The sequence below is a fragment of the Lysobacter soli genome (genome assembly GCF_009755585.1).
Classification (GTDB): domain Bacteria; phylum Pseudomonadota; class Gammaproteobacteria; order Xanthomonadales; family Xanthomonadaceae; genus Lysobacter_J; species Lysobacter_J soli.
In genome coordinates this window covers 825,313-839,072 of record NZ_CP046603.1, presented here as the reverse complement: position 1 = coordinate 839,072, position 13,760 = coordinate 825,313, and the positions used below count along the sequence as shown (strand labels likewise).

Annotated in this window: 13 protein-coding genes and 1 riboswitch; of the genes, 3 read left to right on the top strand and 10 right to left on the bottom strand. The window is 68.1% G+C overall.

Translation table 11 applies throughout. The features are described 5' to 3' along the window. Positions 1-55 precede the first annotated feature (55 nt). The 9 genes from thiL to glyA all read right to left on the bottom strand — a co-directional run bounded on the left by thiL (position 56) and on the right by glyA (position 8,068). The gene (gene thiL / locus GOY17_RS03805) at positions 56-1,024 is read right to left on the bottom strand and encodes a thiamine-phosphate kinase (protein WP_157029395.1); all 969 of its coding nucleotides are present in this window, start codon (positions 1,022-1,024) and stop codon (positions 56-58) included. A 70-nt stretch (positions 1,025-1,094) separates the two neighbouring features. Beyond that, a complete protein-coding gene (gene nusB / locus GOY17_RS03800; RefSeq protein WP_115841404.1) occupies positions 1,095-1,556 on the bottom strand; it encodes a transcription antitermination factor NusB in 462 nt (153 codons plus the stop codon). Beyond that, a complete protein-coding gene (gene ribH / locus GOY17_RS03795; protein WP_157029394.1) occupies positions 1,553-2,020 on the bottom strand; it encodes a 6,7-dimethyl-8-ribityllumazine synthase in 468 nt (155 codons plus the stop codon). Before ribH ends, nusB begins: the two co-directional genes overlap by 4 nt. 85 nt (positions 2,021-2,105) lie before the next feature. Continuing rightward, complete coding sequence (gene ribB / locus GOY17_RS03790; RefSeq protein WP_157029393.1) at positions 2,106-3,218, bottom strand: 3,4-dihydroxy-2-butanone-4-phosphate synthase; 1,113 nt, start codon at positions 3,216-3,218, stop codon at positions 2,106-2,108. 3 nt (positions 3,219-3,221) lie between these two features. Next, entirely contained in the window at positions 3,222-3,824 is a 603-nt protein-coding gene (locus GOY17_RS03785) for a riboflavin synthase (protein WP_157029392.1), read from the bottom strand. Between the two features lie 180 nt (positions 3,825-4,004). Continuing rightward, positions 4,005-4,216: riboswitch (FMN riboswitch) on the bottom strand. 94 nt (positions 4,217-4,310) lie between these two features. Continuing rightward, positions 4,311-5,066, bottom strand: a complete 756-nt coding sequence (locus tag GOY17_RS03780) for a class I SAM-dependent methyltransferase (RefSeq protein WP_157029391.1) — start codon at positions 5,064-5,066, stop codon at positions 4,311-4,313. Between the two features lie 22 nt (positions 5,067-5,088). Continuing rightward, the gene (gene ribD / locus GOY17_RS03775) at positions 5,089-6,192 is read right to left on the bottom strand and encodes a bifunctional diaminohydroxyphosphoribosylaminopyrimidine deaminase/5-amino-6-(5-phosphoribosylamino)uracil reductase RibD (RefSeq protein ID WP_157029390.1); all 1,104 of its coding nucleotides are present in this window, start codon (positions 6,190-6,192) and stop codon (positions 5,089-5,091) included. After that, complete coding sequence (nrdR, locus tag GOY17_RS03770; protein ID WP_115841398.1) at positions 6,192-6,713, bottom strand: transcriptional regulator NrdR; 522 nt, start codon at positions 6,711-6,713, stop codon at positions 6,192-6,194. Before nrdR ends, ribD begins: the two co-directional genes overlap by 1 nt. A gap of 101 nt (positions 6,714-6,814) precedes the next feature. Next, positions 6,815-8,068 (bottom strand): serine hydroxymethyltransferase, encoded by a 1,254-nt coding sequence (gene glyA / locus GOY17_RS03765; protein WP_157029389.1) that lies wholly within the window; start codon positions 8,066-8,068, stop codon positions 6,815-6,817. A gap of 168 nt (positions 8,069-8,236) precedes the next feature. On the opposite strand from glyA, the gene lpxO reads away from it, so the two are divergent. The 3 genes from lpxO to pyrF all read left to right on the top strand — a co-directional run bounded on the left by lpxO (position 8,237) and on the right by pyrF (position 12,004). Beyond that, entirely contained in the window at positions 8,237-9,142 is a 906-nt protein-coding gene (gene lpxO / locus GOY17_RS03760; RefSeq protein WP_232338519.1) for a lipid A hydroxylase LpxO, read from the top strand. A gap of 234 nt (positions 9,143-9,376) precedes the next feature. After that, complete coding sequence (ettA, locus tag GOY17_RS03755; RefSeq protein WP_115841395.1) at positions 9,377-11,038, top strand: energy-dependent translational throttle protein EttA; 1,662 nt, start codon at positions 9,377-9,379, stop codon at positions 11,036-11,038. Between the two features lie 150 nt (positions 11,039-11,188). Beyond that, on the top strand, positions 11,189-12,004 hold the full coding sequence (gene pyrF, locus GOY17_RS03750; RefSeq protein ID WP_157029387.1) for an orotidine-5'-phosphate decarboxylase: 816 nt from the start codon (positions 11,189-11,191) through the stop codon (positions 12,002-12,004). A gap of 309 nt (positions 12,005-12,313) precedes the next feature. On the opposite strand, the gene GOY17_RS03745 is transcribed toward pyrF, so the two are convergent. After that, the gene (locus GOY17_RS03745; RefSeq protein ID WP_157029386.1) at positions 12,314-13,759 is read right to left on the bottom strand and encodes a DUF1501 domain-containing protein; all 1,446 of its coding nucleotides are present in this window, start codon (positions 13,757-13,759) and stop codon (positions 12,314-12,316) included. Position 13,760 lies beyond the last annotated feature (1 nt).

Genomic DNA, 13,760 nt, shown 5'->3' with positions numbered 1-13,760 from the left:
AAGGCGGGACCGGCGATGGGCGTCCGGCGGCCGGTGGGCCGATCTTACGCCGCAGTCAGGCGAAGTGCTGGTAGCCGGCGCGCCCGGGTTGCCACAGCCGCCCACGCGCGTCGAAGGCGCGCACGCCCTCGCCTGCCTCGATGCATCCGATCCGCGTAACCGGCGTGCCGGTCTCGCGCGCGATGCGTTCGATTTCGTCGCGCAGATCGGGCGACGCGGTGAAACACAGTTCGTAATCGTCGCCACCGGTCGCCTGCAGCGTTTGGCGATGGGCTTCGTCGAACGCGGCACGCAGCGCGTCGGACATCGGCAGCCGGTCGAGTTCGATGCGCGCGCCGACCTTGCTCGCGCGACATACGTGCGCGAGGTCGGCGAGCAGGCCGTCCGATACGTCGATGCAGGCGTTCGCGACATCCGCCAACGCGGCGCCAAGCGTCAGGCGCGGCGTCGGGCGATCCAGGCGCGAACGCAGGAAGGCATCGCGCACCGTGCCCGCGCGCCATTGCACGAGCGCGCCGGCGGCATCGCCGGGCGTGCCGCTGACCCAGACGTCGTCGTCGACACGCGCCGCATCGCGACGAAGCGCGCGTCCCGGCGCGACGAATCCGTGCACCGTCACGCTGATCGACAGCGGGCCGCGCGTGGTGTCGCCGCCCACCAGCGCGACGTCCTGCGCGCGGGCGAGTTCGAGGAAGCCGTCGAGGAAGCCGTCCACCCAGCGCGTGTCGCCATCGGGCAGCGAAAGCGACAACGTGCACCACGCCGGGGCGGCGCCCATTGCGGCGAGGTCGGACAGGTTCACCGCGAGCGATTTCCAGCCGACGTCGGCGGCTGCGGTGTCGCCGGGGAAATGCACGCCGGCATTAAGCGTGTCCATGGCGACGACGAGTAGCTGCCCTGCCGGGACCTTCAGCAGCGCGGCGTCGTCGCCAATGCCGAGCACGACATCGTCGCGCGAATGCACGCGGCGACGGATGCGTTCGATCAGGTCGAATTCGGGGGCATCGGAATGCGGCTGTGTCACGACATGCTCCGATGCAACGCGGTGGAACGTTGCGGCCGCGATGCGTTGCCAGCGTCGCGGCCGTGCGGCGTCATCGCGGCCGCGGTGCCTTCACTTCGACCGCGCGCCAGTCGGCGGCGGCGTGGTCGAGCACGCCGTTGACGTAGGTGTGCCCGTGCTCGGCGCCGAAGCGCTTCACGCTTTCGATGGCCTCGTTGATGACCACGCGATAGGGCACGTCCGGACGCATGCGCAGTTCGTACGCGGCGATGCGAAGCGCGGCGCGTTCGATCGCGTCGACCTGCTCGATGTCGCGATCCAGGAACGGCTTGAGCGCGTCGTCCAGCGACTCGACGTTCGCTTCGACGCCGCGCACGAGGTCTTCGAAATACTCCAGGTCCGCCTGCTCCTTGGCCTGTTCGTGCGCGAACTGGCCGATCACGTCGCGCGCGCTCGAACCGGACATCTGCCACGCATAGACGGCCTGCAGCGCGCGGCGACGCGCACGCGAACGGGCAACGGGATCGATTCCATCCGGACGACGACGGTTCATGGCAGTTGCCCCAGCAGGTGACTCATTTCAAGTGCGGCCAGCGCCGCTTCCTCGCCCTTGTTGCCGTGCGTGCCGCCGGCGCGGGCCTCGGCATCCTCGTGGCGCTCCACGGCCAGCACGCCGTTGGCGACCGGCAGGCCGTAATCCAGCTGCACGCGCATCAGGCCGTCGGAACACCCGTCGGCGACCTGCTCGTAATGACGCGTGTCGCCACGCACGACGCAGCCCAGCGCGACCACCGCCGCATGCCGGCCGGCCTTGGCCAGCCGCGTGGCGACAACCGGGATTTCCCACGCGCCGGGCACGCGGATGACATCGACTGCCGACTCGTCCACGCCGTTTTCGGCGAAGGTCTTGCGCGCGCCGGCGACCAGCGTATCGGTGATGCGCGGGTTCCAGCGGCTGGCGATGATCGCGAAACGCGCGCCTGGGGGGCTGCGCAGGTCGCCTTCGTAGTGGGTCATGGGGCGTTCTTCGTGAAGGGCGGGAAGTTTACCCGACCGGCCCGCCACCCCGGGTAAGGGCGGCGGGCGCGGGCCGACGGCGGGGTCAGTGCGAGATCTCGACGTACTCGACGACCTCGAGCCCGAACCCCGCCAGGCCGATCTGCTTGCGCGGCGTGCCCAGCACGCGCAGCTTGCCCAGGCCGAGGTCGGCGAGGATCTGGCCGCCGGCGCCGTTGCGTCGCCATTCGGCGAGCGCGTGGCCGCGGCCCGCTCCGGCTTCGTCGGCATGCTGGGGGGCGCGGATGCGCGCCAGCAGCGCGTCGGCATCGGCGTGGTCGGCCAGCAGCACCAGCGCGCCGCGGCCTTCGGCGGCGATCGCCTTCAGCACGTCTCCCACGGCTGGGCCGAAGTCCGGGCGCCGCCAGTGCAATGCGTCGGCCAGCGGATTCTGCACGTGCACGCGGACCAGCGTCGGCGTGGCGACGTCCGGCTCGCCGCGGCGCAATGCGAAATGCAGCGCGTGGCTCAGGCGGTCGCGGTAGGTGAACAGCTCGAACGGGCCGTGCTCGGTCTCGATCTCGCGCGCATCCACGCGCTCGATGGTGTGCTCGGTCTCGAGACGGTAACGGATCAGCTCCTCGATCGAGCCGATCTTCAGCCCGTGCTCGGCGGCGAAGGCTTCCAGTTCGGGCCGGCGCGCCATGCTGCCGTCGGGATTGAGGATCTCCACCAGCACGCCGGCGGGTTCCAGGCCGGCGAGCAGCGCCAGATCGCTCGCCGCTTCGGTGTGGCCCGCGCGGTTGAGCACGCCACCCGGCTGCGCCTGCAGCGGGAAGATGTGGCCGGGCTGCGAGAGATCGCTCGCCGATGCGTCCGGCCGCACCGCCGTGCGCACGGTATGCGCGCGATCGTAGGCGCTGATGCCCGTGGTCACCCCTTCGGCGGCTTCGATGCTGACCGTGAAGTTGGTGTGGTGCGGCGAGGTGTTGTCGCGCACCATCGGCGGCAGGCCGAGCTGGCGGCAGCGCTCGCGCGTGAGCGACAAACACACCAGGCCGCGCGCATGCGTGACCATGAAGTTGATGTCCTGCGGCCGCACGAGTTCGGCGGCCATGATCAGGTCGCCTTCGTTCTCGCGGTCTTCGTCGTCCACGATGACGACCATGCGGCCGTTGCGGATTTCCTCGAGCAGTTCGGGGATCGGGCTGAAAGGCATGGCTTATTCCCCCGCGCGGCCGGCGAGCAGGCGCTCGACGTAGCGCGCGACCAGATCGATTTCCAGGTTCACCGCGTCGCCCACGTGCGTGTGCGCGAAACGCGTGTGCGCGACGGTATGCGGAATCAGCGCGACGTCGAAGCCCGCATCGTCGACTTCGTTCACCGTGAGGCTGACGCCATCGACGCAGATCGAGCCCTTCTTCGCGATGTAGCGCAGCAGCGGCGCCGGCGCGGAAAAACGCCAGCGCTGTGCGCGCGCGTCGGGTTCGATGCGTTCGACGCGGCCGAGGCCATCGACGTGCCCGCTGACCAGATGTCCGCCGAGGCGATCGGTCGGACGCATCGCGCGCTCCAGGTTCACCGAGTCGCCGACCGCAAGCGCGCCCAGCGTGGTGAGCGCGAGCGTTTCGTTGGAGGCGTCGGCGGCGAAACTGCGCGCGTCGAATTCGATCACCGTCAGGCACACGCCGTTGACGGCGATGCTTTCGCCCAGTTGCACGGCTTCGAACGGCAGCGAGCCGACGTCGATGGTGAGGCGAGCGTCGCCGCCGCGGTGTTCAAACGTGGCCAGCCGGCCGACGCCTTCGATGATGCCGGTGAACATCAGCGCGCCTCCATTGAACGCACGAAGACGCGAGAGCGAAGCTGTGCTTTTTTCGAGATGCCCGCACATGGATGTGCGGGCTTTGGCAGACGGACCTGCATATGAAACGTTTCCCGATCAAAAGAATGAGCGAAAAACGCCTCAAGGCATGAGGCAGGCGCACGGCGCGGGGCCGTGTGCGGCTGTCTTCTTTCATCCGGACTTTCCGGGAAGCTCGCGCTTTCCGACCGTCGGCTCCGGCATCGGACCGGATCTGCTGACCTTCGCGTCGTGGAATCCGCACGGGATCCGCATCGATGTCGAAGCGCTCGCGGGCTCGTGCGAACGGCGCCTTCGACAGCGCCACCGCACCTACCGCCGGTGGGGAATTGCACCCCGCCCTGAAGACGTTACGTGTTGTGGTTGCCGGCGAGCCGGCCCGCGGATTCTAGCATCCGGCCCCTGGAAGGCCCGCCGGATGGAGTGTTCCGCCGATGACGCCGGCCCTCAGCCCTTGCGGCGAAGGTGCAGGAACAGCGGCCAGCGGATCGTCCGCGTCTCGTCCGGATCGCCCCATGCCGCGGCCAGCGACGGGCCGTCCCGGGCGACCGGATCCTCGCCGGTGGCCGCAGTGCAGCGCGCCACGGCCGACATGCTCGACAGGTAACGCAGGAAATGCGCGAGCGACCAGTCCATCTCCAGCCACAGCGATGGCGCGGGCAGCGCCGGGAACGGCCAGTCGTAGCCGGCGTAGTGCGCGTCGATCTGTTCGCGTTCCGGCGGCCAGTACGGGTCGATGCGGCTGCGGAACGCCGCGATCTGGTCGATCATCCCTTCCGGTGCGATGAAATCCGCGTAACCCCACGCCGCCAGCACGCCGCCGGGCGCGAGCACGCGTTCGCATTCGGCGAAGAACTTCGCCCGGTCGAACCAGTGCAGCGCCTGCGCGACCGCGATCAACTCGACGCTCGCATCCGGCAGCGCGGTGCGCTCGCCCGGCTCCACCGCGAGGCTCACCTTGTCCGTGCCCGGCTGCGCCCAGTGCTGCGCGAGCTGCTTCGCGCTCGGCTCGGTCGCGTGCACGTGCGCGAAGCGCGCGGCGAGTCCGCGCGTCGCCTGCCCGCTTCCGCAGCCGGGTTCCCAGACGCGTGCGTCGCGCGGAACGACGGCGGCGATCGTGTCGAACAATTCGTCGGGATATTCCGGACGCGCTTGCGCGTACGCATCGGCGATGCCGGAGAAATGGTCCTTGAAGCCGCTCATCTGCGCCTCCGCGGTGTTGCGATCAGACTGCCGATTCGGGCCGCAGCAGCAGGCGGATGTCCTGCCCGATGTAGCGCGATTCCACGATCGCCATCTTCAGTTTCTGCGTCATCGTGTCGATGGCGAGGCCGTCGAACATCGGCCGCGCGCGTTCGCCGAGGAGCACGGGGGCGACGTACAGCAGCACTTCGTCGACCAGGCCTGCGCCGAGGAATGCGCCGGCCAGCGTCGCACCGGCTTCGAGCTGGATTTCGTTGACGCCGCGCTCGGCGAGCAGCGCAAGCACCGCATGCAGGTCGAACCGGCCATCGCGCAGCGGCACGGCCGCGTGCTGTGCGAGCAAACCGCGCGGCGGCTTCGCGTCGGGCGCGTGCAGGTACAGCGTCGGCGCGTCGCCTTCGCGCACGCGACCGCGCGCGACGGTCGCCAAACCGGGATCGAGCACCACGCGCAGCGGCGGCACGAACGGCGTGTCGTCGCCCACGCGCACCGTGAGCGCGGGATCGTCGGCGAGTACGGTGCCTGCGCCGGTGACGATCGCGCCGCTACGCGCGCGCCAGTGCTGCACGTCCAGGCGCGAAGCCTCGCCGCTGATCCACTTCGATTCGCCATTGGCGAGCGCGCTGCGCCCATCCAGGCTGGTCGCGAGCTTTACGCGCAGCCACGGACGACCTCGCTCCACGCGCGACAGGAAACCGCGATTTAGCGCGCGCGCCTGCGCGTCCATCAGGCCGGAGGCAACCTCGATTCCGGCGGCACGGAGCTTGTCGAAACCCGCACCGTCGACCTGCGGAAACGGGTCGCGCATCGCCGCGATCACGCGCGAAACGCCGGCGGCGATCAGCGCATCGGCGCACGGACCGGTGCGCCCGGTGTGCGCGCACGGTTCCAGCGTGACGTAGGCCGTCGCGCCTTTCGCGCGTTCGCCCGCGGCGCGCAGCGCATGCACTTCCGCGTGCGGCTCGCCGGCGCGCTCGTGCCAGCCTTCGCCGACGATTTCCTCGCCGTGTGCGATCACGCTGCCGACCATCGGATTGGGCTTGGTCGTGTACGCGCCGCGCTCGGCCAGGCGCAGCGCGCGGACCATCATCGCGTGGTCGGTGGCGGTGAACGAATCCGTTGCCATCAGCGCTTGCCCTTGCGCGGCGACGGCTCTGCTTCCTCGTCGAGCAGCGGCAGCTGACCTTCGGCGGAGCTGTCGCTTTCCAGGCGGTCGAGTTCCTCGCGGAAATCCGCCACGTCCTGGAAGGCGCGATACACCGAGGCGAAACGCACGTACGCGACGTGGTCGAGCTTGCGCAGTTCGGTCATGACGAAATCGCCTACGCGGCGCGACGGCAGTTCGCGTTCGGCGGTCATGCGCAGGTGATGCACGACCGCGCGCACGGACGATTCGATCTGTTCTTCCGAAACAGGGCGCTTCTGCAGCGCGCGATCGAAACTCGCGCGCAGCTTGCGCGCGTCGAACGCCTCGCGGCGGCCGTCGCTCTTGATGATCAGCGGCAGCTTGAGTTCGATGGTTTCCTGCGTCGAGAAACGCTCGCCGCAGGCTTCGCAGACGCGACGACGGCGGATCGTCGCGCCGTCATCGGACACGCGCGAATCGATCACGCGCGTGTCGGGGTGCTGGCAGAAAGGGCAGTGCATATCAGGCCGGGATTCGTGATTCGGGATTCGTGATTCGGAAAAGCGAAAGCGCGTAACGTCGATTGCGAATCCCGAATCCCTTCATCCCGAATCCCCGCCTTTCAGCCGTACACCGGGAACTTCGCGCACTGCGCCGTCACCTTCTCGCGCACGGCGGCGATGACGTTGTCGTCCTTCGGCGCGTCGAGCACGTCGCAGATCCAGTTGGCGAGCTCGATGCAGTCGGCCTCGCCGTAACCGCGCGTGGTGACCGCCGGCGTGCCGATGCGCAGGCCGGAGGTAACGAACGGCTTCTGCGGGTCGTTCGGCACCGCGTTCTTGTTGACGGTGATGTGCGCCTTGCCGAGTGCGGCTTCGGCGTCCTTGCCCGTCACGCCCTTGCCGATCATGTCGATCAGCATGAGGTGGTTCTGCGTGCCGCCGGACACGATCTTGTAGCCGCGCGAGATGATCGTCTTCGCCATCGCCTGCGCGTTCTTCACGACCTGCTGCTGGTAGGCGGTGAATTCCGGCTCCAGCGCTTCCTTGAAGGCCACGGCCTTGGCGGCGATGACGTGCATCAGGGGACCGCCCTGGATGCCCGGGAAGACGATCGACTGCAGCTTCTTCTCGATTTCCTCGCCGGCGCCCTTCGCGACGATGATGCCGCCGCGCGGGCCGCGCAGCGTCTTGTGCGTGGTCGAGGTAACCACATGCGCGTGCGGCAGCGGGTTCGGGTAGACGCCGGCGGCGACCAGGCCGGCCACGTGCGCCATGTCGACGAACAGGTACGCGCCGACCTTGTCGGCGATGGCGCGGAAGCGCGCCCAGTCGATCTGCTGCGAGTACGCCGAGAAACCGGCGACGACCATCTTCGGCTTGTGCTCCAGCGCGAGCTTCTCGACTTCGTCGTAGTCGATCAGGCCCTGGTCGTTCACGCCGTACTGGATCGCGTTGAACAGCTTGCCGCTGACGTTGACCTTGGCGCCGTGGGTCAGGTGGCCGCCGTGCGCCAGCGACATGCCCAGGATCGTGTCGCCCGGGTTCAGCAGCGCCAGGTACACGGCCTGGTTGGCCTGCGAGCCCGAATGCGGCTGGACGTTGGCGTAATCGGCCCCGAACAGCTGCTTCAGGCGCTCGATGGCGAGCTGCTCGGCGACGTCCACGTACTCGCAGCCGCCGTAATAACGCTTGCCCGGATAGCCTTCGGCGTACTTGTTGGTCAGCACGCTGCCCTGGGCCTCCATCACGCGCGGCGAGGCGTAGTTCTCCGAGGCGATCAGCTCGACATGGTCCTCCTGGCGGCGCGCCTCGTTGGCGATGGCCTGGGCGAGTTCATCGTCGTAACCGGCGATGCGGGCGGAGCTGGGGAACATTCGGCAACCTCGGGCGTGGATGGGCGGGGGCCGGCGGGGGCCCGGAAAAGCTGCCTTGGCCGGGTCGAAGATGGTAGCCCAGGGCTTAAAATGCGGCCAGCGAGCACCCGGCCGGTCGGCCGTCAATGCGAGCGTTCCGCCCCCCACCCCACAGGGAAACCTCCGACCGTGAAATGGGTCTTCGTCCTGCTGTTCCTCGCCAGCGCGGTGTACGTGCACTACCGCGGCCGGGTTAGGCACCGCCTGGGCCGGCAATTGCTGGACCACTCCACCTTCATGGCCCCGATCAACGTGCTGATGTACGCGTTCTCGCGCGTGCCGACCACGCCGTTCATCGCCGATCCGGGCCGCCACTTCCCCGAGCTGGAGCCGCTCCGCCAGAACTGGCAGGCGATCCGCGCCGAGGCCCTGCGCCTGCGCGAGCTGCAGCACATCAAGGCCGCCGACGGCTACACGGACGTGGGCTTCAATTCGTTCTTCCGCCGCGGCTGGAAGCGCTTCTACCTGAAGTGGTACGACGACGCGCACCCGTCCGCGGCCGAGCTGTGTCCGCAGACCACCGCGCTGCTGAAGCAGATTCCGAGCGTGAAGGCGGCGATGTTCACCGAGCTGCCGCCGGGCAGCGAGCTGCGCCCGCACCGCGACCCGTACGCCGGCTCGCTGCGCCTGCACCTGGGGCTGGAAACGCCGAACGACGACGGCTGCTTCATCGAGGTCGACGGCCAGCGCTACAGCTGGCGGGATGGCGAGTGGACGATGTTCGACGAGACCTACATCCACAGCGCCCGCAACGAGACGCAGGGCAACCGGATCATCCTGTTCTGCGACGTGGAGCGCCCGCTGCACACCGCCCCGGCCCGCGCCTTCAACCGTTTCGTCGCGCGGAACCTGATCGCCGCCGGCGCCTCGCCCAACCAGGAAGGCGACAAGACCGGCGGTTTCAACCGGCTGTTCAAGTACTTCTACGCCCTGCGCCTGAAGGCCAAGGGACTGCGCGAGCGCAACAAGTCGCTGTATTACGGGCTGAAATATGCCGCCGTGGCGCTCGCGGTGGTTTTCATCGTCTGGATCTGATGCCTTGAAGCCCTCTCACCGGCGGGAGAGGGGCTGGAGTGAGGGCTGCCCGCCCTGCCCTCATCCGCCCTGCCGGGCACCTTCTCCCGCGAGCGGGAGAAGGGAGCCGCCAAACTGAAGCGCACCGGCCGATCAGACTGGGAAACCTGCGCCGCGTGCGGGATAATCGCCGCTTCCATCCGCCCGACCAGGCCAACCCGGCCGGCATGGGCGCGTCCCGGTTCCGGAGAGCGCATGCAATACATCTACACCATGAACGGCGTCAGCAAGGTCGTGCCGCCGAAGCGTCAGATCATCAAGGACATCTCGCTGTCCTTCTTCCCGGGCGCGAAGATCGGCCTGCTCGGCCTCAACGGCGCCGGCAAGTCCACCGTGCTGAAGATCATGGCCGGCGTGGACACCGACTTCGTCGGTGAGGCGCGTCCGCAGCCGGGCATCAAGGTCGGCTACCTGCCGCAGGAACCGCAGCTCGATCCCGAGATGACGGTGCGCCAGGCCGTCGAGGAAGGCGTGGGCGAGGTCATCAACGCCCAGGCCGCGCTGGAAGCGGTCTATGCCGCCTATGCCGAAGAAGGCGCCGACTTCGACGCGCTCGCCAAGGAGCAGGAACGCCTGGAAGCCATCCTCGCCGCCGGCGATGCGCACACGCTGGAAAACCAGCTGGAAGTCGCAGCCGACGCGCTGCGCCTGCCGCCGTGGGACGCGAAGATCGGCAACCTGTCGGGCGGCGAGAAGCGCCGCGTCGCGCTGTGCCGCCTGCTGCTGCAGAAGCCGGACATGCTGCTGCTCGACGAACCGACCAACCACCTCGACGCCGAATCGGTCGAATGGCTGGAGCAGTTCCTCGCGCGCTACACCGGCACCGTCGTGGCCGTCACGCATGATCGCTACTTCCTCGACAACGCCGCCGAGTGGATCCTCGAACTCGACCGCGGCCGCGGCATTCCGTGGAAGGGCAACTACACCGAGTGGCTGGTCCAGAAGGACGAGCGCCTGAAGCAGGAAGAAAACCAGGAAAAGGCCCGCCAGAAGGCGATCCAGAAGGAACTGGAGTGGTCGCGCCAGAACGCGAAGGGTGGCCGTTCCAAGGGCAAGGCGCGCCTTGCCCGCATGGAAGAGCTGCAGTCGGTCGATTACCAGCGCCGCCAGGAAACCAACGAGATCTTCATTCCGCCGGGCGAACGCCTGGGCAACAAGGTCGTCGAGTTCAAGAACGTCAGCAAGAAGTTCGGCGATCGCCTGCTGATCGACAACCTGTCGTTCTCGGTTCCGCCGGGCGCGATCGTCGGCATCATCGGCCCCAACGGCGCCGGCAAGTCGACGCTGTTCAAGATGATCACGGGTCAGGAGAAGCCGGATTCCGGCGAGATCGACATGGGCTCGACCGTGAAGCTCGCGTACGTCGACCAGAGCCGCGATGCGCTGACCGGCAACCACAACGTGTTCCAGGAAGTCTCCGGCGGCCTGGACATCCTCAACATCAACGGCATCGAGATCCAGTCGCGCGCCTACATCGGCCGCTTCAACTTCAAGGGCCAGGACCAGCAGAAGATGGTCGGCTCGCTGTCCGGCGGTGAACGCGGCCGCCTGCACATGGCCAAGACGCTGCTGCAGGGCGGCAACGTGCTGCTGCTCGACGAACCGTCCAACGACCTGGACATCGAAACGCTGCGCGCGCTGGAAGACGCGCTGCTCGAGTTCCCGGGCAATGCGTTCGTCATCTCGCACGATCGCTGGTTCCTGGACCGCATCGCCACGCACATCCTCGCCTTCGAAGGCGACTCGCACGTGGAGTTCTTCCAGGGCAATTACCGCGAATACGAGGAAGACAAGAAGCGTCGCCTCGGCGCGGAAGGCGCCCAGCCGCACCGCCTGCGTTTCAAGGCGTTGAAGTGACGAACCGGCGCGTCCGCGCGTAGCGCGGGCGCCTTTGCCGGTTCGTCATCCCGGCGAAAGCCGGGATCCAGTGTCGTTGCGGTTACGCGTCGGTCCTGCGGGCGCAGGATCGACGCGCGTCAACAAGATCCATCGAATGCCGAGGCCAGCATGACCTTCACGTCATCCCTGAAACAGCGCTGGAACGACGCCGACTCGCTGGTCTGCGTCGGCCTCGATCCGGAACCGGCGAAATTCCCGGCCCGCTTCGCCAGCGATGCCGATGCCGTGTTCGCCTTCTGCCGCGACATCGCCGACGCCACCGCGCAGTACGCCTGCGCGTTCAAGCCGCAGATCGCGCACTTCGCCGCGCTGGGTGCCGAAGACGCACTCGCGCGGCTCATCGCGCACATCCACGCCACGCATCCCGGCGTGCCGGTCATCCTCGACAGCAAGCGCGGCGACATCGGCAGCACGGCGCAGCATTACGCCGCCGAGGCGTTCGACCGCTACGCCGCCGACGCGGTGACCGCCAATCCGTATCTCGGCCGCGATTCGGTGCAGCCGTTCCTCGATCGCGCCGACCGCGGCGTGGTGATCCTGTGCCGCACGTCGAACCCCGGTGCGGGCGACCTGCAGGACCTCGTCATCGACGGTCGTCCGCTGTACCAGCACGTCGCCGAAAAAGTGGTGCGCGAATGGAACACGCACGGCAACTGCTCGCTCGTGGTGGGTGCGACCTGGCCGGCGCAGCTGAAGGAAGTGCGCGCGATCGTCGGCGACGACGTGCCGTTCCTGGTGCCGGGCGTCGGTGCGCAGGGCGGCGATGTCGAAGCCGTCGTCACCAACGCGAAGAACGCCGCGGGCACGGGCCTGATGGTGAGCAGTTCGCGCGCGATCCTGTATGCGTCCAAGGGCGACGACTACGCCCAAGCCGCGGCGAATGCGGCGCGCGAGTTGCGGGACCAGATCAACCGGTTTCGTTGAGGTGTTGCGCGGCCCTGGCAGCGCACGAGGTCGCCAGTTGCCGACGCGCGCCCATCGTCATCCCGGCGGACGCCGGGACCCAGGCCGGCGACCTTCGGGCATTCCCTTTCCGGCGAACAACGTTCACCGTCGTTCCAGCGAAAGCTGGAACCCATTCTGATTTGACGATCGAGGCGGGAAGCCACAGCGCAGCGCTGTGCGGGAGCGATCGTTCACCGCTGTCGCTCCGTTACCCCTCTCCCCAACCCCTCTCCCGGTGGGAGAGGGGCTTGAACCGGATCCGCCGCCGCTGTCGTCGGCGACCGAGCCTCACCCAAGGAACCCGATCTTCGGATCGAAGTTCTCGATCCCCGGGAAGATCGTCCCCACCTCGCCGGCCGGCAAGCCGAACCACTGCGCCAGCGTCGAGCCCATCTGGCTGACCGACATCGTCGGCACCATGCGGCCGCGGCCCACGGCCTGCGCGCCGTCCAGTTCCAGGATCGGGTAACTGCCCCACACCTGCTTGCCGCGCAGCGCGCCGCCGTTGGTCGACGAGCCGCCCATCACCAGTTGCACGCCGCCCCAGCCGTGGTCGGTACCGTTGCCGTTGCTGTTGAGCGTTCGCGCGAAGTCGCTCATGGTGAAGGTCACCGTGTCGTTGAGCGCGTTGATCTCCGACAGCGCCGTGCGGAAGGCCGCGAGGCCTTCAGCCAACTGTTGCAGCAGACGCCCGTGGCCGTTGGCGGCCATCTGGTTCTGGTGCGTGTCGAAGCCGCCCAGGCTCACGAAGTAGATCTGGCGACGATGGTTGATCGCCGAGGTGCGCGCGGCCTTGATCATGCGCGCGACCATGCGCAGCTGCGACGCGACGCCACTGCCGGTCGGGAACACCGTGGCGATGTCGCCGCCATTGGCCGGATCCAGCGTGACGCGCAGCGTGTCGTTGAGGTTGATCGCGCTTTCGCCGATCACCGCGTACTGGTCCTGCAGGATCGGGTTGTGCTGGGATTCGATGATCGCGCGCAGCGAATCGTAGCGGACGCGGTCGGTGGCGCTGCCGTTGTTGCGGAAACGGTTGACCGTCGTCGCGCCGCCCGAGCCCATCGCGAACGGCAGCGTCGTGCGGCCGAACTGGAACAGGTTGCTGCCGGCGATGGAGATCGACGGCGGCAATGATTGCAGCCCGAGGTTCGACGCCTCCGCGCGATCGCCCAGCAGGCCACCCCAGCCGGTAACGCCGGCGCGGTTGGTGTGCCCGCGCATCCACTGCTTCTGCTGGTCGTTGTGCGAATACAGGTACGGCGGCAACGTCTTGAGGCGCTTGGTGACGTCTTCCTTCGTCAGCGGCACGGTCAGCGAACCAACGTTCGCCAGGAACGACAGCTCGCCCGCGTCGAACAGCGGCTTCATCGCCGCGCACGAAGGATTCAGGCCCCAGGTCTTGCCGTTGGTGTCGGCGACCTGCACCAGCGTGTCGCGCGCGTAACCCAGGCCGAACGGGTTCGAGGTCGCTTCGAACACGCCGCCGCGACTGGTGAGGTACGTCGCATGCTCGGCCGAGTCATGCGGGATCAGCATGTTGAACGAATCGCTGCCGCCGAACAGGAAGATGCAGACGAGCGCTTTGTAGTCGTTGCCGGGCAGCGGCTCGGCGGCGAACGCGCGGCCGACCAGCTCCAGCTGCGGCATCAGCGCGTACGCGGCGCCGCCGGCGATCACGGCCTGCACGCGACGCAGGAACGCGCGGCGGTCTTCGCGAATGGGACGGGACATG